Origin of the sequence: Achromobacter sp. EB05, from assembly GCF_044232075.1 — a bacterium.
GTDB classification, from domain to species: Bacteria; Pseudomonadota; Gammaproteobacteria; order Burkholderiales; family Burkholderiaceae_B; genus Achromobacter; species Achromobacter dolens.
Genome location: NZ_CP155917.1, coordinates 3793789 through 3817228 on the forward strand (window position 1 = coordinate 3793789; position 23440 = coordinate 3817228).

General features: G+C 68.9%; 22 protein-coding genes, 1 pseudogene and 1 riboswitch. Of the genes and pseudogenes, 7 read left to right on the forward strand and 16 right to left on the reverse strand.

Translation table 11 applies throughout. The features are described 5' to 3' along the window. Positions 1-98: 98 nt before the first annotated feature. The 6 genes from AAID08_RS17170 to AAID08_RS17195 all read right to left on the reverse strand — a co-directional run bounded on the left by AAID08_RS17170 (position 99) and on the right by AAID08_RS17195 (position 3778). Entirely contained in the window at positions 99-389 is a 291-nt protein-coding gene (locus tag AAID08_RS17170; RefSeq protein WP_200904303.1) for a HigA family addiction module antitoxin, read from the reverse strand. An 11-nt stretch (positions 390-400) separates the two neighbouring features. After that, the gene (locus AAID08_RS17175; protein ID WP_343720386.1) at positions 401-547 is read right to left on the reverse strand and encodes a type II toxin-antitoxin system RelE/ParE family toxin; all 147 of its coding nucleotides are present in this window, start codon (positions 545-547) and stop codon (positions 401-403) included. Positions 548-756: 209 nt separating this feature from the next. Continuing rightward, the gene (locus AAID08_RS17180; RefSeq protein ID WP_343720385.1) at positions 757-2013 is read right to left on the reverse strand and encodes a hypothetical protein; all 1257 of its coding nucleotides are present in this window, start codon (positions 2011-2013) and stop codon (positions 757-759) included. A gap of 78 nt (positions 2014-2091) precedes the next feature. Then, positions 2092-2484, reverse strand: coding sequence for a hypothetical protein (locus AAID08_RS17185; protein ID WP_144657940.1), 393 nt, complete (start codon positions 2482-2484; stop codon positions 2092-2094). 78 nt (positions 2485-2562) lie between these two features. Beyond that, complete coding sequence (locus tag AAID08_RS17190; protein ID WP_116792188.1) at positions 2563-3162, reverse strand: TetR/AcrR family transcriptional regulator; 600 nt, start codon at positions 3160-3162, stop codon at positions 2563-2565. A 19-nt stretch (positions 3163-3181) separates the two neighbouring features. After that, complete coding sequence (locus tag AAID08_RS17195) at positions 3182-3778, reverse strand: NAD(P)H-dependent oxidoreductase (RefSeq protein WP_175142815.1); 597 nt, start codon at positions 3776-3778, stop codon at positions 3182-3184. Between the two features lie 216 nt (positions 3779-3994). Between AAID08_RS17195 and AAID08_RS17200 the strand changes: the two genes are divergently transcribed. The 5 genes from AAID08_RS17200 to AAID08_RS17220 all read left to right on the forward strand — a co-directional run bounded on the left by AAID08_RS17200 (position 3995) and on the right by AAID08_RS17220 (position 7884). Beyond that, positions 3995-4615 (forward strand): diguanylate cyclase, encoded by a 621-nt coding sequence (locus AAID08_RS17200; protein WP_175142816.1) that lies wholly within the window; start codon positions 3995-3997, stop codon positions 4613-4615. A 158-nt stretch (positions 4616-4773) separates the two neighbouring features. Beyond that, on the forward strand, positions 4774-5091 hold the full coding sequence (locus tag AAID08_RS17205; protein ID WP_049073231.1) for a co-chaperone GroES: 318 nt from the start codon (positions 4774-4776) through the stop codon (positions 5089-5091). Between the two features lie 31 nt (positions 5092-5122). Further along, on the forward strand, positions 5123-6745 hold the full coding sequence (groL, locus tag AAID08_RS17210) for a chaperonin GroEL (RefSeq protein ID WP_049073230.1): 1623 nt from the start codon (positions 5123-5125) through the stop codon (positions 6743-6745). A gap of 274 nt (positions 6746-7019) precedes the next feature. Next, a complete protein-coding gene (locus tag AAID08_RS17215; protein ID WP_175142817.1) occupies positions 7020-7463 on the forward strand; it encodes an Hsp20/alpha crystallin family protein in 444 nt (147 codons plus the stop codon). A gap of 34 nt (positions 7464-7497) precedes the next feature. Further along, positions 7498-7884, forward strand: coding sequence for an Hsp20/alpha crystallin family protein (locus tag AAID08_RS17220; protein WP_116792185.1), 387 nt, complete (start codon positions 7498-7500; stop codon positions 7882-7884). A 95-nt stretch (positions 7885-7979) separates the two neighbouring features. On the opposite strand, the gene AAID08_RS17225 is transcribed toward AAID08_RS17220, so the two are convergent. Both AAID08_RS17225 and AAID08_RS17230 read right to left on the reverse strand, forming a co-directional pair. Beyond that, a complete protein-coding gene (locus tag AAID08_RS17225; protein ID WP_395757827.1) occupies positions 7980-11129 on the reverse strand; it encodes an autotransporter domain-containing protein in 3150 nt (1049 codons plus the stop codon). Positions 11130-11366: 237 nt separating this feature from the next. Then, a pseudogene (locus AAID08_RS17230) lies at positions 11367-11450 on the reverse strand (hypothetical protein); the annotation flags it as partial. A gap of 224 nt (positions 11451-11674) precedes the next feature. Here AAID08_RS17230 and AAID08_RS17235 point away from each other — a divergent pair. Continuing rightward, complete coding sequence (locus tag AAID08_RS17235) at positions 11675-13585, forward strand: tetratricopeptide repeat protein (protein ID WP_395756699.1); 1911 nt, start codon at positions 11675-11677, stop codon at positions 13583-13585. A gap of 188 nt (positions 13586-13773) precedes the next feature. Here AAID08_RS17235 and AAID08_RS17240 read toward each other — a convergent pair whose 3' ends face one another. After that, a complete protein-coding gene (locus AAID08_RS17240; RefSeq protein ID WP_395756700.1) occupies positions 13774-14505 on the reverse strand; it encodes an SDR family NAD(P)-dependent oxidoreductase in 732 nt (243 codons plus the stop codon). A gap of 260 nt (positions 14506-14765) precedes the next feature. Here AAID08_RS17240 and AAID08_RS17245 point away from each other — a divergent pair, with 260 nt between their 5' ends. Beyond that, positions 14766-15527: an SDR family oxidoreductase gene (locus AAID08_RS17245; protein ID WP_175142821.1), complete on the forward strand. Its 762-nt coding sequence runs from the start codon at positions 14766-14768 to the stop codon at positions 15525-15527. A 13-nt stretch (positions 15528-15540) separates the two neighbouring features. On the opposite strand, the gene AAID08_RS17250 is transcribed toward AAID08_RS17245, so the two are convergent. The 7 genes from AAID08_RS17250 to AAID08_RS17280 all read right to left on the reverse strand — a co-directional run bounded on the left by AAID08_RS17250 (position 15541) and on the right by AAID08_RS17280 (position 23165). Then, complete coding sequence (locus AAID08_RS17250) at positions 15541-16155, reverse strand: ATP-binding cassette domain-containing protein (protein WP_054502182.1); 615 nt, start codon at positions 16153-16155, stop codon at positions 15541-15543. A 204-nt stretch (positions 16156-16359) separates the two neighbouring features. Continuing rightward, positions 16360-16683, reverse strand: a complete 324-nt coding sequence (locus tag AAID08_RS17255; protein WP_175142823.1) for a hypothetical protein — start codon at positions 16681-16683, stop codon at positions 16360-16362. A gap of 2 nt (positions 16684-16685) precedes the next feature. Beyond that, the gene (locus tag AAID08_RS17260; RefSeq protein ID WP_395756701.1) at positions 16686-17117 is read right to left on the reverse strand and encodes a bleomycin resistance protein; all 432 of its coding nucleotides are present in this window, start codon (positions 17115-17117) and stop codon (positions 16686-16688) included. A gap of 72 nt (positions 17118-17189) precedes the next feature. Next, on the reverse strand, positions 17190-19070 hold the full coding sequence (locus AAID08_RS17265) for a PepSY-associated TM helix domain-containing protein (protein WP_395756702.1): 1881 nt from the start codon (positions 19068-19070) through the stop codon (positions 17190-17192). Further along, positions 19070-21550, reverse strand: a complete 2481-nt coding sequence (locus tag AAID08_RS17270; RefSeq protein ID WP_395756703.1) for a TonB-dependent siderophore receptor — start codon at positions 21548-21550, stop codon at positions 19070-19072. Before AAID08_RS17270 ends, AAID08_RS17265 begins: the two co-directional genes overlap by 1 nt. A 131-nt stretch (positions 21551-21681) precedes the next feature. Next, a complete protein-coding gene (locus tag AAID08_RS17275) occupies positions 21682-22662 on the reverse strand; it encodes a FecR domain-containing protein (RefSeq protein WP_064527485.1) in 981 nt (326 codons plus the stop codon). Further along, on the reverse strand, positions 22659-23165 hold the full coding sequence (locus AAID08_RS17280) for a sigma-70 family RNA polymerase sigma factor (RefSeq protein ID WP_064527483.1): 507 nt from the start codon (positions 23163-23165) through the stop codon (positions 22659-22661). Before AAID08_RS17280 ends, AAID08_RS17275 begins: the two co-directional genes overlap by 4 nt. 122 nt (positions 23166-23287) lie before the next feature. Beyond that, positions 23288-23421: riboswitch (TPP riboswitch) on the forward strand. The last annotated feature ends 19 nt before the right edge of the window (positions 23422-23440 follow it).

The window sequence follows — 23440 nt, forward strand, 5'->3', positions numbered from 1 at the left end:
GCTCAGGGCGACACTGCCCCTCCCCGCCTTCTCACCGCGCTCCGCCTTTGGTGGCGCTTTTCGTTCGAGACGGTCACACGCTGCTGACGCAAGCCGGCCTAATGCGCATCCGCCACGGAGGCCAGGGGCTTGACTGGCGGTTGCTCGTGCTGCAACGCCTGCCACAGATCGTAGTTCGCCTGCATCGCAACCCACGCCTGCGCGGTGCCCGCGCCCGCCTGCTCCAATCGGACGGCGAGGTCCGGGCTGATACCGGCCTTGCCGTTGAGTACCCGCGACAGCGCCACCCGCGACATCGCCAGGCGATCAGCGGCGTCTGTCACCGACAGGCCCAAGGGGGCAATAACGTCTTCCCGCAACACTTCGCCCGGATGCGGAGGGTTATGCATCATGATGATTCCTAATGGTAGTCGCGATAATCGACCAGCTCGACACCCGCCTGGGTAAAGCGGAATGTCACGCGCCAATTGCCGTTGACCCAGACTGACCATTGGTTCGCGAGCTCGCCTTTCAACGAGTGCAGCTTATAGCCGGTGATTGTGTTCACCGCGCGGCTTCCCAATCGGCATCGCGTCTGCAAGGACCCATCCTGCGCACCGGACACCGGACCGTCAACGATGACACGCCGTTTATCAGTTTGAGTCCGGACGCACGCAAAAAGACAGGCGGGACCATCACCGCGCAACACGGCGCGGCAGCGAGAAGCTGAATGGCGTGTGTGTGCAAGCCGCGCCACCGCAGCGGCGCCGCGCCCGCTCAGTCGGTTACCAGATACGCCTGCCCCCCCGGCTTGAGGGAGGGCCGCAGTGCCTTGAACGGCACGCTGCCGTGCGTGCCCAGGCAGGCGCCCGAGGCGTGCCCCACGCCGGACACCGACAGGCTCAATGCCCCCGGCGCGGTGGCGCCCAGGGCCAGGTATTGCGGCCAGAGATCGGCGCAATCTTCCAGGTTGGGATGCTGCTCGGCGCGGTCCTCGGGCGGGCCGGCCTTGACCACCTGCTCCACCAGCCCCCGCAGCGCGGCGCTGGGCTCACGGCCGAAACTGCGCTGGCCCGGCGCGTAGGCGTCGAACACGCGGTTCCAATCGAGGTATTCGCCGCGCAGCAAGTCGAAGGTGTATGGCTCGAAATGATTGGCGGGATGTGCCCCGCCGCAATCCAGGCTGCCGGCTTCGGTCACGGTCAGCAGCGCGCGCGACAGCCAGGTGACGTTGATGTTTTCATCGTCGAAGCCGCCCAGGGTGCCCGCGCCGGGATTCGTGCTGGTATAGGCGGACGCCATGCATTCCAGCGCGCCCAGGCTCTTGCGCCAGTGGCGCTGCTCCAGCAGGTCATTGACGCGCCGCATGACCTGCGGATCGGGGTGACGGCTGAGCCGTGGATAGGCGAACCTGGTGCGCGGATCCACCCACATGCGGTAGGCCACCGCGGCCGAGCCGGCTTCCTTGCCCACCGGCTTGGCGTGGCCGGCCAGCTTCAACGTTTCGTAGGGCGCGCGGGTGGCATCTATGCCCGCCTCGAGGTCGATGTCGCCCAGGTCGACCTGCGTGGCCCGCGCCTTGGCGCGGTCGCGTTCGAGTTGGGCGGTGTCGTAGCCGGCCACCCGCTGCAGGTCGAAGCGGCGTTGCTTGCCGGTGCGCGTGTCGGTCCACTGGCCGCGATAGCCCTTCTCATCGCGCGTGCCTTGCCAACTGGCGGCGCGATCGGCGGGTTCGATCGTGGCCGTGTCCGAGGCGGGCGGCCGTGCCGGATTCGGCTTGGGCTCGTACAGGACTTCGCCCGTGCCGCGCAGGGGAATGTCGACGCCGCTCCTGGGATAGAAATAGCGTCCGCTTACGACCCCGTCGGCGCCAGCCGCGTCATCCAGTTCCAGCACCACCTCGCCGGCGCCTTGCAGCGTGCCCTTGTAGACGGTGCGCTGGGCGGCATCGACCTGCGCACCCGGCAGCGACAGGAAGACCATCGCCAGGGCCCCGAGGGAAGGAATATGAGGACGAAAGATGGACGATGGCATGGAGTGGGCGCAGCCGGAAATTGGGGTAGGCCGAATATACCGGAGCCGGCGATTGAAGCGAGGCCGCCGGGCCGGCGCTTACGCGCTCTTTAGCGCCGCCAGCACCCCGGCCAGATCCAGCGCGCCGGCGCTGGCGGACCGTTTCATCGATTCCAGCCCGCGGGCCACCCAGCCCGCCACCGCCGCATTCGCGTCCGCCTCGTTCACCGCCATCGCCTCGTGACGCGGAACCTGGATGACAACCGCAAGAGCCGCTTTCTTGCCCGAGTACTTCGCCACGGCGCTGAACCCCGACTCGGCATAGTCGCTGATGCCGCCTCCCACGAAGAGTTCGATATCCAGCGTGGCGGCGCCAGGCACCACGACCGGCGCCAATGCCGCCTTCAGTCTGGGCCGGTACGCGACGACGGCGGGCAGGAACCGCAGGCCGGCCTCCGGCCCGCCCATTCTTGCGCCGAGTGCGACATCCATGAAAACTCCTTTCCCGGGCAGGCCGGTCGTGTGCGGACGGGGCATCGGCCGGGCACGGTGCGCCGGCCGCGCCGGGCGTCACTTATTTCGCTTGACCATATCCAGGATGGTCCGGAAGAGTTCGTCGCGCGCTTGCGCCTCGGGAATTTCACCGGCGACGGCCGCATTCGAGAGCGCGTCAGCCGCGCCCAGCATGGCCCACAGGCTGGCCGTGGCGATGCCTTGCGGCCCGGCGAAGGGCGCGAAGAGGCGCCGGCATTTTTCGATGAAGGCATATTGGTACTGCCTTTTCACGGCGGCCAGCTCCGGCGAGCCGTCCAGCGCCGCGAGCACCCCGGCAATCTCGCGCCCTTGCGCCGATACGCACGCGACGTATCTCGCGGCGATGACGCCGGCCCTGTCCTTCAGGGTCGGCTTGCTGGCGGCGATGGCGTCGTCGATGATCGCCGTCTGGCGCGCATCGAAGTCCTGGTACAAGGCGGCCAGCAGGCCATTGCGCGTGCCGAAGTGGTCGTAGACCACCGGCTTGGAAATCCCGGCCTCTTCGGCCAGGCGCCCGAGGGTCAAGGCGTCGGAGCCTTCCTCGCTGACCAGTTTCCAGGAGACTTCCAACAACTGGCGCGAGCGCTCGTCTTTCGACAGGCGGCGGCGTGGCGGAGGGGCGGGAGCGGCGGACATCTGTATTCTCGGGTATCGATCAGGACGGCACGGCAAAGATCCGCTGGCCGATAGTGTGCGCCGCGTCGAGATGGGACGCCGGAGAGCCGGTATCCGAGGGAAGCAGCAATTCCGATGTCGCGACGCGCGCGCCGCAGTAGCCAAAGATGCCGTGGTCGATCTGCGTTTTCATGGCGCCGAAATAGCCATGCTTGTCGTAGGTTCGCATATCGGCGCCGCCGATGGCAACCAGGTGCACCGGCAGGCGCTGCAATTTCTTGACCAGCTTGCCGTCCGCGCTGGCGTCATAGGCCCAGCCGTTGGTGAACACGCGGTCGATCCAGCCCTTCAACAAGCCGGGAAATGACCACCAGTAGACCGGGTAGACCAGCGCCAACGCATCCGCGCGGTCGAGCCGCGCATGCTCGGCGAGGACGTCCGGCGGCGGCGCCGCCTGCTTCAGGTGCAGGGCCACGTCGGCCTGGGTGAATGTCGGATCGAACCCCTGCGCGGCCAGATCCGCGATCTCGAAAGTGTGTTCCGTACCGGAGGCGGCAATGCCCTGCGCGAGCCGGGCGGCGACGGCGTGGGTCAGGGATGCCGGATCGGGATGTGCGACAACGATAAGGGCGTGCATGCGGGGCCTTCCGTATCAGAGTTTCTATATACCAATCGTAGCCTACTTTTAGTAGGTTGTGAAAAATTCTTTGGCCGCGGTCGCGATGGCGGCGGCGGACATGTCCGCCGACCATGCCCGCCGCGATCTTGAGCATGGGCGCCCGAAGCGATAAATTTGCTGCAGCGAAATCGTTACCGCGGCCTGCCCCGCAGGCCCGACGTTGGAGTCACACGCATGGATATCATCGAGACGATCGCTGCGCACACACGCGCGCTGCAACGCCCGCTGTACGCCGTGACGGCCAGCGCCATCCGCAAGGCCGACACTCCCCTCATCCTCACCCTGCACTGGCACGGCTTTCACCGTGATGGCGAGCCCGGCCGCCGGCTGCGCTCAGTCGCCGGTTCGGCGGTGCAGCTCAACCTGCGCTGGCATGATTTCGCCGTGCTCGACCGCGCGATCATCGACGCCGGATGGGCGCTCGGCGCCTGGGACGTCGAGCGCGTGGCGCGCCCGCCCTGGTGGCGCCTGAACGCGCCGGTCGCGGAAGCCGTGGCCGGCCACCGCGCCTTCGCCGATTATTCCGACCTGCCGTCCGCGCACGACCCGGTCGTGGTGGAAGCCCCGGACCAGCGGGACCTGATCGCGCTGGCGGCGCGCAAGGGCTACGTGCGTTGGCTGTTCAGGCCGCGCAAGGGGGGACTGTGGCGCCTGGTGGACGGCGACGACAGCACGCTGGACGCCGACGGCGGACGCCCCATGCCCTGCCCGGTTCCGCTGCAACCGGACGGCCGCGAACTGCGCCGCAAGGTGCTCTACCGGCTCGGGCGGGGGAAGGGATTTTTGATTCCTTAAGTTTCATTTTGATGCATTTTTGACTCTTGAAGCGCCTTTGGCGCGCCCATAGATTTTTTGCGCATCCCGATCGCGGATGCCCGGCGCATGACGGCGCAATGCCGTGAGGAGGCGCCGGCGTTCACTTTTTGATGATCAAGACTTCAGGAGATAGAGTCATGAAGATCCGTCCCCTCTACGACCGGATTGTCGTCAAGCGAATCGAACAACAGCGCCAGACGGCTTCCGGGATCGTCATCCCCGATGCGGCCGCCGAAAAGCCCGAGCAAGGCGAAGTCCTGGCCGTCGGGCAGGGCAAGCGCAACGCCGACGGCTCCCTGCGCGAGCCCGAACTCAAGGTGGGCGACCATGTCCTTTTCGGCAAGTACGCCGGCCAGACCGTGAAGGTCGACGGCGAAGAACTGCTGGTCATGCGCGAGGACGATGTCTTCGCCGTGCTCGCGCCGCGGGACAAGCAACTGAAGAAGGCCGCCTGAGGCCCGGCCATCGCGAACTGAGGAGCAAGACATGAGTGCCAAAGACGTCAAATTCCACGATAACGCCCGCACCCGCGTGGTCAAGGGCGTCAACATCCTGGCCGACGCCGTCAAGGTGACGCTCGGCCCCAAGGGCCGCAACGTGCTGCTCGAACGCAGCTTCGGCGCGCCCGTCATCACCAAGGACGGCGTCTCGGTCGCCAAGGAAATCGAACTGAAGGACAAGTTCGAGAACATGGGCGCGCAGATCGTCAAGCAGGTGGCCTCGAAGACGGCCGACGTGGCCGGCGACGGCACCACCACCGCCACCGTGCTGGCGCAGGCCATCGTGCAGGAAGGCATGAAGTACGTGGCCTCCGGCATGAATCCGATGGACCTGAAGCGCGGCATCGACCAGGCCGTATCGGGCGTGGTCGAGGCGCTGCGCAAGCTGTCCAAGCCGATCTCCACCAGCAAGGAAACGGCGCAGGTGGCGGCGCTGTCGGCCAACGCGGATGAAGCCATCGGCAAGATCATCGCCGACGCGATGGACAAGGTCGGGCGCGAAGGCGTGATCACCGTCGAGGACGGCAAGTCGCTGGACAACGAGCTCGATATCGTCGAGGGCATGCAGTTCGATCGCGGCTACCTGAGCCCCTACTTCATCACCGATCCCGAGAAGCAGGTGGCGCAGCTCGACGACCCGCTGGTGCTGCTGTACGACAAGAAGATCTCCAACGTGCGTGAGCTGCTGCCGGTGCTGGAAAGCGCCGCCAAGGCCGGCAAGCCGCTGCTGATCGTGGCCGAGGATGTCGAAGGCGAGGCGCTTGCCACGCTGGTGGTCAACGCCATGCGCGGCGTGCTCAAGGTCACCGCGGTCAAGGCGCCGGGCTTCGGCGATCGCCGCAAGGCCATGCTGGAGGACATCGCCATCCTCACGGGCGCCACCGTCATCTCCGAAGAAACCGGCAAGCAGCTCGACAAGGCCACGCTGCAGGACCTGGGCAGCGCCAAGCGCATCGAGGTGCGCAAGGAAGACACCATCATCATCGACGGCGCCGGCAAGCAGGAAGCCATCGACGCCCGCGTCAAGACGCTGCGCAAGCAGATCGAGGACGCCACCAGCGACTACGACCGCGAGAAGCTGCAGGAACGCGTGGCCAAGCTGGCGGGCGGCGTGGCGGTCATCAAGGTGGGCGCCGCCACCGAAGTCGAGATGAAGGAAAAGAAGGACCGCGTCGACGATGCGCTGCACGCGACCCGCGCGGCGGTCGAGGAAGGCATCGTGCCCGGCGGCGGCGTGGCGCTGCTGCGCGCCCGCGCCTCCATCCAGGACCTCAAGGGCGCCAATGCCGACCAGGATGCCGGCATCCGCATCGTGCGGCGCGCGCTGGAGGCGCCGCTGCGCGCCATCGTGGCCAACGCCGGCGAAGAACCGTCGGTGGTGGTGGCCAAGGTGGCGGACGCCAAGGGCAATTTTGGCTATAACGCGGCCACCGGCGAGTACGGCGATCTGGTGGAGATCGGCGTGGTCGACCCGACCAAGGTCACCCGCACCGCGCTGCAGAACGCGGCGTCGATCGCCGGCCTGATCCTGACGACGGACGCCACCGTCGCGCAGGCCGCCGAAGAGACCAAGCCGCAGGCGGCGCCGGCCGAAGCCATGGACTTCTGATCCGGCTCGGACCGGGGCAGCGTGAAGGCATCGCGCCACGGGCGCGGTGCCTTTTTTTTGCGTCGCGGCGCGCGACCGGGCCACCCTCCCGGGTCCTCGCGGGCCGCTCTTCAATGGCGTCTATGCATTCGCGCCAACCGATTTCACGAATCAAAAACGCGGGATCTTGAATCCGCGCGGACCGCACTTATATCTCTGTTGAAGCGGTCGAGCGGCTGGCGATTGCGACGCATGAAACGGCCCCGATCCTGTCCAACCATCTTGGGAGGTAATCATGGCGAACTACCCATTCACCGATACCGGTGTCGAGTCCTTCTTCGATGCGGTCCAGGAACAGATGGACCGCATCCTGCGCGGCGCGGGCCTGCCCGCCACCCTGCGCGCCCTGCCGCGCGGACATTTTCCGCCGGTCAATATCGGCGTGTCGGATGATGCCGCGGTCGTGGTGGCATTCATTCCCGGCATCGACCCGGACACCCTGAAAGTGTCCATCGAAAAGGGCCTGCTGACGATCAGCGGCACGCGCGAGACGCAGGCGCTGCCCGAGAACGCGCGCTATTACGCGCGTGAACGCGCCGACGGTTCATTCACGCGCGCCATCGAACTGCCGGCCGACGTCGACGCCGACAACGTGCAGGCGCGCTATGTCGATGGCTGCCTGCTGGTCTCCATCAAGAAGAAGGAGTCCTCCAAGCCGCGCCTCATCCCGGTGCAGTAACGCCCGCCAATCGCACTATTCAGGAGATAGCATCATGAATACGCGTAACGAACTCGTTGTCGAACAAGAAGGCCGCGCCGCGCCGCGGCGCCCCGCCACCCTGCCCGCCGTGGACATTTTCGAGGACACGGCCGGCGTCACGGTGCTGGCCGACCTGCCGGGCGTCACCAAGGAGCGCCTGAACATCAAGGTCGAATCCGACGTGCTCGTCATCGAAGGCGAAGCCGCCGTGCCAGTGCCGCAGGAACTGCGCCTGATCCACGGCGAACTGCGCGAGCCGCTGTTTCGCCGCTCGTTCCGGCTGGGGCCGGAATTCGACAAGGACGCGATCAGCGCCAACCTCAAGCAAGGGGTCCTGACGCTGCGCGTGCCGCGTGTGCGCGAAGCGCAGCCGCGCCAGATTCCGGTGACGGTGGCGTAAACGATGCGCCGCGCCGCGGGGCCGCCAGGCCACCGTGGCGCGGCGCCTTCATGCCCCTGACCTGCCGCGGCCGGCGTCCCCCTGCCGCCGAGGATTCAGAAGCGGTATCTCACTTCCAGCGAACCGGTGTTCTGCCGGTTGCCATCGCCGAATTGCCCGCCGTACAGCGCGCTCACCGTGGTGCGCTTGCTGACGTCGATGCCCACGCCAAGCTCGACTACCGCCGCGTCGCGCGCCACAGGGGCGCCCGTCACCGAAAACGCGTCCCCGCCCTGCACGAAGGACATCGTGCTGAGCGGGTTGCGGTCGCCGAAGGCGTGGCGCCATCCCAGCGTGCCCCGCACCGCGCCGCGCGCGCCGGCGCTCTCGAAATCGCTGCGCGCGTGCAGGCCCAACGTGGTGGTCGTGATGCGGCTGCGGCCGCTCTCGCCGCGCAACGCCGCGTCGCCGCCGGATTCGGAAAAGCCGTGGGTACGCAGGTCGCTGAAGTTGGCGCCGACGAAAGGCTCGAGCGTGACCCGGTCATTCAACGGCACGGCATAACCGAGTTCACCGAAGACCTGGCCGGTGCTGGCGCCGTAGCTGGCCTCGAGCGTCTGGTCCAGGCCCGCGGCGGCGGTGCTGCGCCGGGTGTCGACGTCGTGCCAGGTATAGGCGGCCCCCAGGCTGAGATTGATCCGGCCCGCGCCGGCCTCGAAGGCCCGGCCGCCATACAGCGTGACGCTGTAGCTGTCGACGTCGGCGCTGGAGGCCCGGTCGCTGGTGCGGCTGCGGCTGTTGGTGTAGCCCAGCGCGCCGCCCAGACGCCATTGCGCGCCGACCGCCACGTCGCCGCCGAGGATCATGCCCGAGTCAGTCTGCGTGGTACGGGCGGCGTTGCCGTCGCCGCCCAGGGTGGTCCAATTGCCGAACACCTGAGTCCAGAGCGGCTGCGCATTCGGCTGCGGCAGCGACGCGGCATCGCCCCTGCCCAGTTGCGCCGTCGGCGCGCCCGGCGCCCAGCCGGCGCCCAGGTTGGCGCGCAGCCGCGACAGCGGCATCTGCGCCATGGCGCCGGTGGCGCCCTGCAGGATCGACATCGCGCTCGCATGGGCTTCGCCGGAGAGCGCATCGAACGCCTGCGCGGGCATGCCATCCGGCAGGTTCAACACGTGCCGGTATAGCGCGCTATCGGGCGCCAGGCTCTGCAGGGCCCGCGCCACCGCGCGCTGGTTACCGCTGGCCGCGGCGTCGACAAACTGGATCGGGCGCGAGCCGCCGTCATCCGACGGGACCTGCTTGAGGCTCACCACCAGATCGACGCGCTGGCTGTCGTAGGCCAGTGAAGGCGTCAGGAACGCCAGGTTGCTCGACACGCTATCGAAACGTCCCTGCACCCCGTTGTCCGCCGTCAGGATGGAATAGACCGTGGCGGGCGCGTAGTTGCCGTTCTGACCGATGTGCAGCACGGACCCCGCCAGGTTGGCGCCGCCGGCCACCCGCACACTGCTGGCCAAGCCATCCGGCGTGGTGGCGACGCGGTAGACGGCTCCCGGTTGGAAGGTCAGGTCCCCCTGCACGTTCATGCGGCCCGTGGGAAGGTTGGCGCTGCCCGGCGCCAGGGTGGCGCCGGACGCGATGGTCACATCGCCCAGCGTTCCGGAGCCGGACAGCGTCGACCCGCTCGCGGCAAGCACCTGGCCGCCAAGCTTGCCATCCACCTGCAACGTGCCGGCCGCCACCTGCGTCGCGCCCGTGTAGGCGCTGCTGTCGCCGGTCAGCGCGAGCGTCCCGGCTCCCAGCTTCGTCGTTGCGCCCGCGCCGGAAATCGCGCCACCGTAGGCGGAGTCGTCCGCGCGATCGAACCGCAGGTTGGCGTTGTTGACGATATTGCCGCTCAACGAGCCGCGATTGCCGCCATCGCCCACTTGCAGCGTGCCCGCGTCGACCACCGTGGTGCCCGCGAAGGCGTTCTCGCCGGCCAGCACCAGGGTGCCGGCGCCGGCCTTGCGCACCTGTCCGGCGCCGCGCAGTATCCCGTCGAAGCGGATCGTATCGCTGCGATTGAAGACCAGCGCCGCGCCCGCCGCGATGTCCGCGTCGCCCGCCAGGCTGCCCGAGTTGGCGCCGTCGCCTATCTGCAGGGTGCCGGCTTGCACGAAAGTGCCGCCGGCATGGTTGCCGGCGCCGGTGAGGATGACGGTGCCGCTGCCAGTCAGGCTCAGCCCCCCCGCGCCGGACAGCGTGCCGGATAGCGTCATGCCGTTGGCGCCGGTGACCGTCAGCCCGCCAGGGCCCAGCACGAAGTCATTCGACATGCTCAACGCCCCCGGCACACCGGCGGCGGCGATCGCGCCCCCATTCGCGCTGATCGGGCCGAGTCCTAGCATGGCGCCGTGCTGCAGCGTCGCCAGGCCGCCGTTGAGCGTCACGCTGCCGCCGGAGACCAGGGGCGAATCCTGCAATATCCAGGAACCGCTGTTGATACGCAGGTTCTGGAAGTTGACGTAGGTCAGCCCGGAGATGGCGGTGACCGCCCCTCCCGTGCCGCTGCCCGTGCCCGCGGACGGCAGCGCGTTCTGCAGCACCAGCGTGTTGCCCCCGCCCACGCCGCCATCGACCGTGCCGGCTGGCGCGAAGGCAAGCCCGGGCTGACCGGCCACCGGCAGGTCGGCCGACGAGGATCCCGAACCGCGAAACACGACGGAACCCGAAACGGCGGTGAAGGTGTTGTTGCCGCCCTGGCCCAGCGATACGCCGCCGACGATGGTCCCGGCATTGGTGAAACTGTGCCCCTCGCCGGGAGTGCCGGCGGCTTCGAACGCGACGCGGCCGACGATGGTGCCGGTACGGTCGTTGACGAATTCCACCCTCGCGCCGCCGTAAGCGGCAATGACGGCCTTGTCCGCCGCCGCGGTGACGGTGCCGTCCACATCTCTGCTGCTTATCATGCCAGCGTTGGTGAGATAGCTCGTCCCGCCGCTGCCGTTCTGCACGGCCACGGCCATGCCCAGGAGCGACGGCAGGCTGGAGCCGCCGCCGACGCCAGGGGTGACGCCGACAATCGTCCCCGTCGTCTCATTGGTCACCCGTGTTTCGCCGGCCGAACTGTTGCCGACGAACACGCCGGTCGACCCGGCCGAATTCACGCCAAGCGGGTTGGGGTCGATCCGGCCGTGGTTCGACACGGTCACGTTGCTGCCGGTCAGGCTGAGCGCGGTGCCGCCGCCGGGCGGTATGACGCCCAACGACCCCGTGCCAGTCACGGTGACCTCCAGGTTATTGGACGCATCCGCGTAGGACGGCGTGACAGGATTGGCTGGCGAGGCGCATTGGACGAGAAGGCCGACGCGGATACAGTCCGCCTGGGCCGCCCCGCCGGTCCCGGCCAGCGCGAGCGCCAGCGCGGCGCCCAGCGCATGACGGCGCGGCCGGCAAGGCAGGACGGGGCGGGGCGAGATCCCGCCCGCGCGCGCTTGCGATGCCAGTTCCGACGCCGCTTGCCAAACGCGCAGGCGACGATTCCATACCAGACGGTAGATGTGGTTCAAAGCGGAATCCCTTGTTTTTGCGACGGCCTGCGTCATCCTGGCCCACCGTGAAGGTGGCACGAACGCATGCGATCAGCGCGGCGCACCCACGACAGGACGAGCCGACTTTTTTGGCCGATGGGCGGAATATTTGCGCACAATATAGCCTGCGCCAGGGCGGCTGAAGCGAAAAGAAAAGGCGCAATCACTGGTCAATTCCTGCCCACCGCGAAGATAATCGCACTTTTGCCGCCAATGCCGATTTACAAGGAGCGACCTTCTTGGGCCCGACCGCCGACCGCGCCGCCCCGCCGTTGACCGTCCGCGAGGCGATCGCCCTGGCCCACACGCACTGGAACGCCGGTCAGGCCGCGCAAGCCGAAGACCTTTGCCTGCGCGTGCTGGACGCGGTTCCCGACCAGCCCGACGCGCGGCATTTGCTCGGCCTGATCGCGCATGCGTACGGCCATCCAGCGCTGGCGCTGGCGCATCTGCGCGCGGCCTGCCAGTCGCCTGCGGCGCCGGCCGCCTATTGCAGCAATCTGGCGGAAGTGTGCCGCCAGCAGGGACGGCTCGACGAAGCCGAGGCGGCCGCCCGCCGCGCGGTGGCCGCCGACCCGGGGCTGGCCGAGGGCTGGAACAACCTGGGCATCATCCTGCAGGAGGCAGGCCAGTTGGCCGCCAGCCTCGATTGCCTGCAGCGCGTGGCCGCATTGCTGCCCGATAGCGCGCAGGCCCACAACAACCTGGGCAACACCTGCAAGCGCCTGGGCGACAACCCGCAGGCGCTGGCGCATTACCGGCGCGCCCTGGAATTGGACCCGGACTACGCGCAGGCCTTGAGCAACATGGCGGTGGCGTTGGGCGACGAGGGCCGGCACGAGGCCGCCCTGGCCGCCATCCGGCGCGCCATCGAGCTCGATCCGCTGCTGCCGCAGGCGCACCTGAATCTGGCCGCGCTGGAACGTGCGCGGCCACGGCCTGGCCAGGCCCGGGCAATTCCCGGCGGCGCCCCGGCGCCGGCCGCGCCGCCCGATGAACATGCGCTGGGCGAGGCCGAGGCGCTGCTCCGCGAGGGCCGCTACGCCCAGGCCGAAAGGTTGCTGCGCGACGCGCTGGCGCAGGCGGGGCGTCATGTCGCGCTATTGCGCCTGCTGGTCCAGGCCCTGCGGCCGCAAGGAAAGCTGCGGGAAGCGCGCGACGCCCTGGAGCACGTGCTGCGCGCGGAGCCGGGCGACACGGGGGCGCGCTTCGAGCTGGCCGAGGTGCTGCTGACGGAGGGCGATTTCGATGCCGGCTGGCGCGAATACCGCTACCGCTATCACCTGGCGCACACGGCGGCGCTGGCCCGCCACGTGCAAAAGCCGCGCTGGGACGGCCGGCCCATCCCCGGCCAGACGCTGCTGCTGCATGACGAGCAAGGCTACGGCGATACCTTCCAGTTCCTGCAACTGGTGGCACTGGCCCGCGCGCGCAGCGGCGCGCGCATCGTCCTGGAGGTCAAGGAGCCATGCCACGCACTGGCGCGGCGCAGCGACGGGATTGATGAAGTCATCGTCGCCGGTTCGCCGCCGCCGCCGTTCGATCTGCACTGCGAGCTGATGAGCCTGCCGCTGGCGCTGGGCCTGCGCCTTGACGACCTGCCCGTGCGCACCGCCTACCTGCGCGCCGACCCGGCCCGCGTGGCTCGCTGGCGCGCGCGGCTGGCGGACCTGCCGCGCCCCCTGGTCGGCCTGGCCTGGGCGGGCAGGCCGACCCATCCGCGCGACGCGCAGCGTTCCCTGGCGCTGGCCGATATGGCGCCGCTGGCACAGCCTGGCGTCACTTTCATCGGCCTGCAGGTCGGCGAGGCGTCCGCCCAGGCGGCCTCGCCCCCGCCGGGCCTGAACCTGGTGCCGTTGGGCCAGGATATCCACGACTTCGACGACACCGCGGCCATCCTGACCCTGCTGGATGTGCTGGTGTCGGTGGATTCATCGCCGGTTCATCTGGCCGGCGCGCTGGGCTGCCCGGCCTGGGCGCTATTGCCCTTCGCGTCCGACTGGCGCTGGCTGCGCGAGCGCCGCGACAGTCCCTGGTATCCGTCGGTGCGCCTGTTCCGCCAATCGGCCCCGGATGCGTGGCAGCCGGTGTTGGAAGAGGTGGCGGTCGCGCTGCGCGCCTTGCAGGCGGCCCGTTCCGCCGCCGAATGACGTTCCGCCCCTTCCTCGCCGGCCGCTCCAAAACCTGACGACCCGCTCCACGGCAAAGCCGCGCACTTTGGCGCCGAACATGGAGCGGCCGGAAATGCCACGCGCGTCGCCCGCGAACCGCGACTGCGTCGGCTCCAGCGCGCGGCGCCGCGGCCGCCGCAATGCCGTCACGCAGGCGCCGGACCGCGTCAGGGCAGGCCGATTCCCGTGGCGCCTTGCAGGGTTTGCAGCAGACGCGCCTGGAAGGCCTCGTCGTGCGTGGCGGGATGTGGCTCGCGACGCGCCTGGTGGTGCCAGTAACCGCCGCTGCGCGACGCCGCCGCGTCATCGGTCGTCGCCAGCCAGGCCTGAGTCACATGTCCCAGGCTGAGATCGTCCGGCGCGTTGGGCCCGCCCATCTTGGTGGGCACCCAGCCGGGATCGACCGCTTGGCTGATCACATCCGGCCAGCGGCGCGCCACGGCCGCCATCAACACCGTCACGAACAGCTTGCTGTCCGAATACGAGCCGCTTTCGCGGCCGCCATCCCAGGCCATGCCGTCCAGGTCCGGCCTGCCGTCGTAGTGCATTTCACTGCTCAGGTAGACCAGCCGTCGCGGCCGCGCCATCAAGGCGGTCAGCACATACGGCGCGATGACATTGACTGGCAGGATGGCCGGGCCGGTGAAGACGCCGGCATTGTGGATGACCGCGTCCATCCGACCCAGCGCATTGAGCTGGTCCGCCAGCTCCCGCGTCTGCGCCAGGTCGGCCAGGTCGCCCACCACCGCCAGCGCCCCTTGCGACAACAATTCCCGCGCGGCGCCCAGGCGCTCGCGATTGCGCCCGTGCACGACCACCATGTGGCCGTCCGCCAGCAGCGCGCGCGCGGCCGCCAGTCCCAGGCCATCGACCGAACCGGTGATGAAGATGCGTGCCATGAATCCACTCCTTGAAAACCGGGCGCGGGCCGGGCAAGCCTTGCGCGGCCGCCGTCGACACCGCGCCATGCGCAGGCGACTGCAGTGTATCGGCATCGCGCGCCCGATGACGCCTTGACCCGCCGGCGCATCCGGGAATTCCGGCGCCCGTCGCGTGAAGCAGCCTGGGATGCGCGGATCCGCGCGAAGTATAGTGACCGGCGCGGCGCAGGCGCGCCCGACGCCCCCCATCCCGAACTTCGCAGCAGGAGCCCCTTTTCATGGCCACCGAATCCCAAGCCCCCGTCATCCTGATCACCGGCGGCAGCCGCGGCGTCGGCGCCGCCACCGCGCGGCTGGCCGCCGCGCAGGGCTATGACGTGGCGATCAGCTATGTCTCGAACGAAGTGGCGGCGCGCGCGGTGGTCGCCGACGTCCAGGCCCTGGGGCGCCGCGCCCTGGCCGTGCGCGCCGACAGCGCGGACCCGCAACAGGTCACCCATCTGTTCGCCGCCATCGACCAGGCATTCGGCCGTCTGGACGTGCTGGTGAACAACGCCGCGATCATCGCGCGGCAATCGCGGGTGGAAGACCTGACGTTCGAACGGATGCAACGAATCTTCGCCGTCAACGCCATCGGCCCCATGCTGTGCGCGCAACAGGCGGCCCGGCGCATGTCCCAGCGCCACAACGGCCGGGGCGGCGCCATCATCAACGTGTCATCGGGCGCGGCGCGGCTCGGCAGTCCCAATGAATACGTGGACTACGCCGCCTCGAAGGGCGCGCTGGAGAGTTTCACGATCGGCTTTTCCAAGGAAGTGGCACGCGAAGGCATCCGCGTGAACTGCGTGCGTCCCGGCCACATCTATACCGAGATGCACGCCAGCGGTGGCGAACCGGGGCGGGTGGACCGCGTCAAGGACACCGTGCCCATGGGCCGCGGCGGCCAGCCCGAGGAAGTGGCGCGCGCCATCCTGTGGCTGGCCGGCGCCGAGGCCTCGTACGTCACCGGGACGTTCGTCGACGTCACCGGAGGCAAGTAACCGGAGCGCCGCGCTAGCGCAGCGCGGCCACCTCCATGACGGTCGCCCCGCAGGCCTGCACCAGTTCGGGATCGTGGCTGGCGAACAGCACCACGCGGTCCCGGCCCCAGGCCATGAACAGCTCGGCCAGTTCACGCCGCGCCGGCGTATCGAGCCCGTTGCTGGGGCCGTCGGCGATGACCACGGCCGGATCGCCCAGGGCGGCCGCGGTCAGGTAGACCTTGCGGCGAGTGCCCGTGGACATCTGCTCGAAGCGCTTGTCCAGGTGCGGTTCCAGCCCCAGCCGCGCGGCCAGGTCGAGCACCGCGTCATCCACCGCCACGCCCTTCTCCGCCGCGACCTGCTGGAGCAACCCGCGCCCGGTCTGCTGCGGCGACGCCAGGCAGTTGTCGGGCACGTAGGCAAGGCGGGACTTGGCCAGTTGGGGCGACCCGCCCAGCGAATGGCCCTCGATCCAGACCTCGCCGCCATCCGGCGCGATCACGCCCGCGATGATGGCGAGCAGGCTGGATTTACCGGTGCTGTCCTCTTCGCACAGCGCCACGCAGCCGGGGCCGAAGGTGTGCGTCAGCCCCTGGAAGACGAGATGGTCGCCGTAGCGTTTGGTGAGATGGTCAATGCGCAGCATGGCGCCAGTGTACGCAGGAACGTGCCGCCCCGCCAGGACCGCGCGGTGCCTGCCGCGCAACCCGCCGGGCCGCCCCCGACCACGCGACGACACGCCAGGCCCCGGCCATGTACGACGGCGCGGCCACCGCTACCCGCCCCCGCCTGGCCTCGATGGCGAAGGTCTGGAAGCGCCTGAAGCGCGAGGCCACGTGACGGCAGCGCGTCACTTCCTCAGGTACGACTTTTTTCCGCTGTCCGAATAGCAGAAGGTTCCGCCGCGCGGGCCCTTACAGTATTGGCCGTCGCGGCAGTGGCACGAGCCGCTGGAACCGGCCGCGGGTGGCGGCGACACCAGGGATTGGGCGGCGCCGTCCGGGCCCGTGCAGACACGCTTCGAGGCGCTGATCGAACCATCACGGCAGAGGAACTTCTCCCCGGCACAGCGTTCCACGCCGCCCTTCTTGCCGGAACAGGGGGTGTTCGCCGAATGAGCCGTGGTCGCGAACGATACGGCCAGCGCGGCCAGCGCCAGGATAAGCGCGCGCATCGTCAATGCGCCGCCGGTCGACCGCCGACCCAGGCCGAGAAGCGCAGCAGATAGCCATCGGGGTCCTGCACCAAGAACTGGCGCACGCCCACTTCGATCGCATCGCTGCGATACCAGCGCGCTTCGGGTTCCCGGTACAACGGCCAGCGGGCGGCCGCCAGCCGCTCCAGCAAGGGCTCGATGGCGGCCACCTTGATCTCGAAATTGACGCCCCGCCCGCGCGGCGCCTCCAGCGGGCCCGTGATCCAGTTGTCATCGCCGCGCACTTCCTCCAGCATGAACTGCGCGCCGTCCAGGTCCAGGTATGCAAAGCCCTCCGCCTCGCGTCGATAGGCAATCTTGAAGCCGCACAGGTCCATCCAGAAAGCCAGGCTGCGCGACAGGTCGGCCACCAGCAACTCCGGAACCATTCGGGCTCGGCGTAATTCGGTCATGCGTGTCTCCGCTTTTTTGATTATTCGACATGATGACAGAAACGACGCCGGCCGCATCCCGTCCCGGCAACGTCACGCCCCTGCCACCCAGACCCACGCCGCCAGCACCGCCACCGCCACCAGCAGATACAGCCACGCCCGCCGCACGGCGAACACCCACATCACCGCCAACCCATAGAACAGGAATGCGCACAAGGTGCCCGCCACGACGGCCACCGGCCGGCCGACCCAACCCACCGATGCCAGCCATTGCGCCAGGGCGATCGCGACCAGGGCTGCCAGCGCATAGCCGCCCGCCACCGCCACCGCAACGCGCGCCAGGACGCGCCAGCGATAACCAGGCGGCGCGGGTGGCGTGCGGCCCGCCAGCGGCGGCGACCAGCGTGCGCCCCCCACCTTCCCGGCCAACCACAGGAACAGCAAGCCGGCGAGCAGAACGACGCCCTCCACCGACGCGGCGATCACGTCGCCCGCCCTGACATAGGTGTGAATCGACTGCCCGGTGGTCAAGCCATTGACGAGCGGCAGCGACAGGCACAGCAGCGCCGCCGCGCCGAACTGCTCGCGCCACGCGCACGACGGCGGCCGGAGCAGCGCATGCAGCAAGGTCGCCAGCCACACCAGGAAGAACACCCGGATCTCCCAGGATTCGCGCGCCGGCCAGTCCGCCGGGATCAGGCGATTGCCGTGGAAATAGGCGATACAGGCCACCGCGCTACCGGCGATGGCCGCGACATTGAGCGACTCGACCACCCGCTGGAAAACCGGCGTGGCCGCGCCGAATGCGCCATCGTGCCGGGCGCGCCGCTTCACGGCGTACAGCACCGCGCCGGTGGCGATCATCACCGTGCCCGCCAGGCCGAACAGGAAGTACAGCCAGCGCAGGGGCCAGCCGCCATAGGCCGCCAGATGCAGCCGCTCCATCACGCCATGCGCCACGTCGGCGCCGGGCGGGGCGTCGGCCCGGCGCAGCTCGGTCATCTCGCCGGTGGCCGCGCGGAACGCGGCGCGGCCAGCCTGGGCGGTGAAACGCCGCACGGCGGCGTCCTCGTCGACGCGGCCAAACACGCGGATCGTCTCGTTGGGCTGGCCGGGACGCTCAACCATGACCATCCGCGCCGGACCGCCCATCGCGGCCTGCGCGGCATCCAGAAAGACGCCCAGTTGCAGGCGCGCGGGCACGCCCGGCGCCAACCCGGCGTCCACCTTGGCGGCGCCGGCGTCGGCGCCCGGCCCTGCCGCCACCAGTTCCGCCCGCCACCGCGCCATGCCCTGTTCGCCGTACAGGACCCGCAGCGGTCCCGGCATGTAGCTGGTATAGAAGATCGCCAGACCGGTATAGACGATCATCAACTGGAACGGCAGCGTCAACACCGCGCTGGCGTTGTGGCCGTCCAGCCAGGCACGCGCGCCCCGGCCCGGCCGGAAGGTGAAGAAGTCCTTGAAGATGCGCTTGTGCACCACGACGCCGCTCAGCAGCGCCACCAGCATGCCGACCGACAGCCAGCCCACCAGCCAGAAGCCGAAATCGCCGCCATAGAGTGTGTAGTGCAGCACCATGAAGTGGCGGCCGCCCTCGGTCTTGCGGCCCCAGGGCTGGGGCAGCCGCTCGCCGCTGCGCGGGTCCATTGCCGCCTCGCGCGTCACGCCGCTCGCATCGCGCCAGATCAGGCGCAAGGCCCGATCCCCCGCTGGCGGCAGCTCGATGCGCCAGAAGCGCGCGCCCGCTCCCTCCTGGTCGAGCAAGCGCCCGGCGGCGGCAAGCACCGCCGGCTTGCCAACGTCCCGCACGTCGCGCGGCAGGGTCGGTTCGGCGCCCATCCAATGGGAGATCGGCGCGCGGAACACACTGAGCGTGCCGGCCAGGAAGATCACGCACAACAGCCAGGCGCAGACCAGGCCGCACCAGGTGTGCAGCCAGGCCATGCGCTGGCGCAGCCCGCCCTGGCGCATCAGAACGTGCCGCGCAGCGTCAGCATGGCATTGCGAGGATCGCCATAGTGCACGCCGTTGACCATGTTGCCGATGGCGCTGTAGTAAGTCTTGTCGAAGATGTTGTTGAGGTTGAGCGTGGCGGCCCAGTTGCGGTTGATCTGGTACTTGGCGTAGGCGTTCCACACCGCGCGGCCGCTGACCTTGGCGGTGAGCGCGCCGATCTGGCGCGACTGCCCGCTCTGCACGTTGACCCCGCCGCCCAGCGTGAAGGCGTTCAGGTCGCCCGGCAACTGGTACGTGGTCCAGAGCCGGAAAATGTGCTTGGGCGTGTGCCAGGCGAACGCCTGCCCCTCGCTGCTGACGTCCTTCAGGTAGCGGGTGGTGTTGAAGGTATAGCCGGCATAGACGTTCCAGCCGCGGGTGACTTCGCCGTTGATTTCCGCGTCGAAGCCCTGGCTGCGCACCTTGCCCGCATCGGTGTAGCAGTAGTAGTTCTCGGCGCAGGTCGGGCTGGAGCTGAAGTCCACCTGGGCGCGGTTGCTCTGGTCGATGCGGAAGATCGCGAACGCCGTATTGACGCGGCCGTCCAGCAGCTCGCCCTTCAGGCCCAGCTCGTAGTTCTCGCCAACGATCGGCTTGAGCGACTGGCCGGACGCGTTGACCTCGCTCTGCGGCTGGAAGATGTCGGTGTAGCTGACGTAGGTGGTCCACTGCGGCGACAGGTCCAGGATCAGGCCCGCATACGGCGTGAAGTGGGTATTGGCCTGCACCGTCTGGCCGTTGGTCAGCCTGCCGGCGCTGGTGGTGTCCGTGGTCCAGATGCGGGTGGAACGGCTGAAACGGCCGCCCAGCACCAGTTTCAATGGATCGGTCAGTTGCAGGCGGGTCGCGCCGTAGAAGCCCAGCTCGCGGCTCGTGCCGAGGCGGACTTCGTCGGTGAACGCGCGCAGCGCGGCCGTGGTCGGCTCGGGCAGGTCCGGATTGAACTGGAAGGCGTTGAAGGTGGCGTAGTTGGTGATGTACGAATACGACGTGTCGATCTTGGTGTGGGCGTAGTTGGCGCCCACCACTACCTCATGGGTGCGGCCGAAGGCCCGGAACTTGCCGGTCAGGTTGGCATCCATGCCGGAGGCGTCGAGGTCGGCGACCGTGCGCGCGACGTTGACCTGGGCCATCTGCGTGACCGGATTCACGCCGCGGCTGGACGCGGTGTACTTCAGGTACTGCTTTTCCTGCACGTAGGCGCCCGTGGCCTTGAAGCGCCAGTCGTCGTTGAAGGCGTGCGTGAAGTCCGCATAGAAACCCTGGTTCGAGGTCTGCTGCCGGTTCCAGTTGGCGCCGTAGCTGGTGGAGCGCTTGAAGTCGATCTCCTCGCCGTCGCTGTAGCGCGGCAGGCCGGAAATCGACGGGCGGCCGCGCAGGTCTTCGTAGCTGTAGCCCAGGTTCAGTTGGGTGTATGGCGTGAAGTCGTACTCGAGCGTGCCGTAGAAGGTCGTGTTCTTCATGTGGACGCGGTCGACGAAAGAGTGGTTGTCCTGGCGATCCACCAGCGCGCGGCCGCGCAGGGTGCCGTCGGCATTGAGCGCGCCGCTGCCATCGACCTGCAGGCCATAGCGGTCCCAACTGCCGGCCTTGGTCTCGACCATGTAGCGGTCTTCCGCCAGCGGACGCTTGCGCACCAGATTCACCGCGCCGCCGGGCGAGCCCGAGCCTTGCAGCAGGCCGGCCGCGCCGCGCAGCACCTCGACGCGGTCATACATGGCGGTGCCGCCCGAGTAATTGCTGGCGCGGCCGTAGAAGCCGCGTTCCAGCGGCACGCCGTCGTACTGGATGACGCTGTCCTCGAAGCCGCGAGAATAGATGTACTTGCCGCCCTGCGGGCTCTGCTGCAGGGTCACGCCGGTGGTGTTTTCCAGCGCGTCGTAGACCGAGGTCAGGTTCTGCTCGTCCAGCCGCTGGCGCGTCACGACGCTGACAGACTGCGGGATGTCGCGCAGGCGCTGGTCGCCCTTGCCGATCATGACCGAGGGCACGGTGTAGGAGCCGGTGCCTTCGGACATGCTGCGGTATTCCTGCCCGGTCACCGTCACCGCGTCCAGCGTGACGGCGCTGCCGCGCGCGGCGCGCCGCACCGTGTAGCCGCCGCTGGGTTGGCGCACGCCTTCGAAGCCGGTGCCGGCCAGCAACGCCGCCAGCCCCTGCGCGGTGGCCCAGCGGCCGTTCAGGCCTTGCGTCTGCGCGTGCTCGACCTGGGATGCATCGAATGACACATTCACTCCGGCGGCGCGCGCGAACTGGTTCAGCGCCTGGTCCAGCGGGCCGGCGGCTATCGCGAAGCCGTGTGCGGCCTCCTGCGCCGCCGGCGCGGCTTGCGCCCACGCGGCGGCGCCGGGCCAGGCAGCCAGGGAAGCGCAGCACAGGATGCCGGACAGGGCCGTGCGCAGCACGGTGGGAACGGGCGCCAGGCGCGCCGTCTTCGGGGTACGAGCGAGTGTCATTGCGTAGTCTTGAAGGCCAGGTTGAAAGGTGTCTTTCCCTGTAGGCCGGACAAGAACGCCAATCCCCTCATTTTTTCAGCAACTTTTTTTCGGCCCTTTTCAAGGCCGGATCGTGACGCGGCATGACGGCCTCAGGCCGGGCCGACCGTCACCCAGTAGCGCGTCCAGTAGCGCACCCGGACCGGCAGGGTCTGCGCCAGGAAGGCCAGCGCCCGGTCAGTGTCGTCGACGTGGTAGGTGCCCGATACCCGCAGGTCCGCCACCTCGGGGGCACAGTTGATGCGCCCGCGACGATAGCGCGACAGTTCCGCCAGCAGGTCGGCCAGCCGCATGTTCTTGCCGGCGATCGCGCCTTCGACCCAGGCCGCGCTTTCCATGGCCGGCGGCTGCAGGGGCTGTGCGTGCCAGCGGTCGAGCCAGCCCTGCTGGCCCGCCTGCACGATGACACGCTCGCCGCCTTCGGCCGGCGTCAGGGCCACGGCGTGCTCCTGCACGCTGACCCGGGCGCCATCGTCGTCCAGCCGCACGACGAAGCGAGTGCCCAGCGCCTCGACGACGCCATAGGGCGTGCGCACCCGGAATGGCCGCCGCGCCGGCGAGCCGGGGTCGCTGCCCGTGTCCAGCGATATCTCGCCGCGATGCAGCACCACCACGCGTTCGGCGCCGTCCAGCCGCAGGCTCACGGCGCTGTCGGTGTTCAACACCAGGCGGGTGCCATCGGCCAGCGTCAGGGCCCGGCGTTCGCCCAGGCCGGTACTGACGTCGGCCGTGAGCCGCTGCCACGGCACCTGCTCGCGCGCCGCCCAGCCCGTACCCAACACGCCGCCGGCAAGCAGCAGGCTCTTGAGCACCACGCGGCGCTGGCGCCGGCGCGCACCGTTCAGGGCGGTCAACGTATCCAACGCCAATCCTTGTGGGACCGCATTGAAATCCGCGTTCAGCGATTGCACCCGGGTCCAGGCCAGCTCGTGCTCGGGCGCGGCCCGGCGCCAGCGCTCGAACGCCGCGCGGGTGCGCGCGTCGGCCTGGCCGAAGTTGAGCTTGACCGACCAATCGATGGCCTGGTCGACAATGGAGGCGGCAATCGGCGCCGCCGCGCCCGGCGCTCTCATGTCGGCTCGAAGCGGAACAGGTAGCACTGGCGCAGCCCGCTGGCGACGTAGCGCTCGGCGGTGGCCAGCGACACGTCCAGCCGCTCGGCGATCTGCCGGCAGGTCAAGCCTTCGAGCTGGGCCCACAGGAAGGCCTGGCGCACCTTGGGCTTGAGGGTGTCGAGCATCTGGTCGATCTTGATCAGCGCCTCGAGGATGAGCAAACGGCTTTCGGGCGAAGGCACTTGCGCTTCCGGCGTGCGGGCCAGCACGTCGAGCCAGGCTCGCTCCAGTTCGCGCCGCCGCCAATGGTCGACCAGCAGGCCGCGCGCAATGGTGCTCAGGAAAGCCCGCGGCTCGCGCGCATCCGCCGCCGCCGGCCGGCGCAGCAGGCGCACGAACACATCATGCGCCAGGTCCGCGGCCTCGAAAGAATTGCCCAACTGACGGCGCAGCCAACCGTGCAACCAGCCGTGGTGATCCACATAAAGCGATTCGATTCGATCCTGCGTCGTGGGGGGCATGGCCGCGCGCCCTTGCGGGCTTATGAATGATAACCATTCTCCATTGTAGTGAAAGGAGACAGGCATCGGCAAGCGCGCAGTCCGCGCAGCTTGACATTCCCCCTCCCCCCTCCGAACATAGCCCCATCCACCCGGGGAGCTTCGGCAAGAAGCTGAGATTCCGATGGCGGCCGCGCCCAGCGCGGCACGCGGCGCGAGAGACCCGTTGAACCTGATCCAGACAATCCTGGCGTAGGGAAGGTGCGCATCCCGCCGGCCCCCCATGCCGCGCCACG

Bases quoted from the DNA above. Each gene is read 5' to 3' on its own strand.
- AAID08_RS17170 (WP_200904303.1), bottom strand. From the start codon at position 389: ATGCATAACCCTCCGCATCCGGGCGAAGTGTTGCGGGAAGACGTTATT.
- AAID08_RS17180 (WP_343720385.1), bottom strand. From the start codon at position 2,013: ATGCCATCGTCCATCTTTCGTCCTCATATTCCTTCCCTCGGGGCCCTG.
- AAID08_RS17185 (WP_144657940.1), bottom strand. From the start codon at position 2,484: ATGGATGTCGCACTCGGCGCAAGAATGGGCGGGCCGGAGGCCGGCCTG.
- AAID08_RS17190 (WP_116792188.1), bottom strand. From the start codon at position 3,162: ATGTCCGCCGCTCCCGCCCCTCCGCCACGCCGCCGCCTGTCGAAAGAC.
- AAID08_RS17195 (WP_175142815.1), bottom strand. From the start codon at position 3,778: ATGCACGCCCTTATCGTTGTCGCACATCCCGATCCGGCATCCCTGACC.
- AAID08_RS17200 (WP_175142816.1), top strand. From the start codon at position 3,995: ATGGATATCATCGAGACGATCGCTGCGCACACACGCGCGCTGCAACGC.
- AAID08_RS17205 (WP_049073231.1), top strand. From the start codon at position 4,774: ATGAAGATCCGTCCCCTCTACGACCGGATTGTCGTCAAGCGAATCGAA.
- groL (WP_049073230.1), top strand. From the start codon at position 5,123: ATGAGTGCCAAAGACGTCAAATTCCACGATAACGCCCGCACCCGCGTG.
- AAID08_RS17215 (WP_175142817.1), top strand. From the start codon at position 7,020: ATGGCGAACTACCCATTCACCGATACCGGTGTCGAGTCCTTCTTCGAT.
- AAID08_RS17220 (WP_116792185.1), top strand. From the start codon at position 7,498: ATGAATACGCGTAACGAACTCGTTGTCGAACAAGAAGGCCGCGCCGCG.
- AAID08_RS17240 (WP_395756700.1), bottom strand. From the start codon at position 14,505: ATGGCACGCATCTTCATCACCGGTTCGGTCGATGGCCTGGGACTGGCG.
- AAID08_RS17245 (WP_175142821.1), top strand. From the start codon at position 14,766: ATGGCCACCGAATCCCAAGCCCCCGTCATCCTGATCACCGGCGGCAGC.
- AAID08_RS17250 (WP_054502182.1), bottom strand. From the start codon at position 16,155: ATGCTGCGCATTGACCATCTCACCAAACGCTACGGCGACCATCTCGTC.
- AAID08_RS17255 (WP_175142823.1), bottom strand. From the start codon at position 16,683: ATGCGCGCGCTTATCCTGGCGCTGGCCGCGCTGGCCGTATCGTTCGCG.
- AAID08_RS17260 (WP_395756701.1), bottom strand. From the start codon at position 17,117: ATGACCGAATTACGCCGAGCCCGAATGGTTCCGGAGTTGCTGGTGGCC.
- AAID08_RS17265 (WP_395756702.1), bottom strand. From the start codon at position 19,070: ATGCGCCAGGGCGGGCTGCGCCAGCGCATGGCCTGGCTGCACACCTGG.
- AAID08_RS17270 (WP_395756703.1), bottom strand. From the start codon at position 21,550: ATGACACTCGCTCGTACCCCGAAGACGGCGCGCCTGGCGCCCGTTCCC.
- AAID08_RS17275 (WP_064527485.1), bottom strand. From the start codon at position 22,662: ATGAGAGCGCCGGGCGCGGCGGCGCCGATTGCCGCCTCCATTGTCGAC.
- AAID08_RS17280 (WP_064527483.1), bottom strand. From the start codon at position 23,165: ATGCCCCCCACGACGCAGGATCGAATCGAATCGCTTTATGTGGATCAC.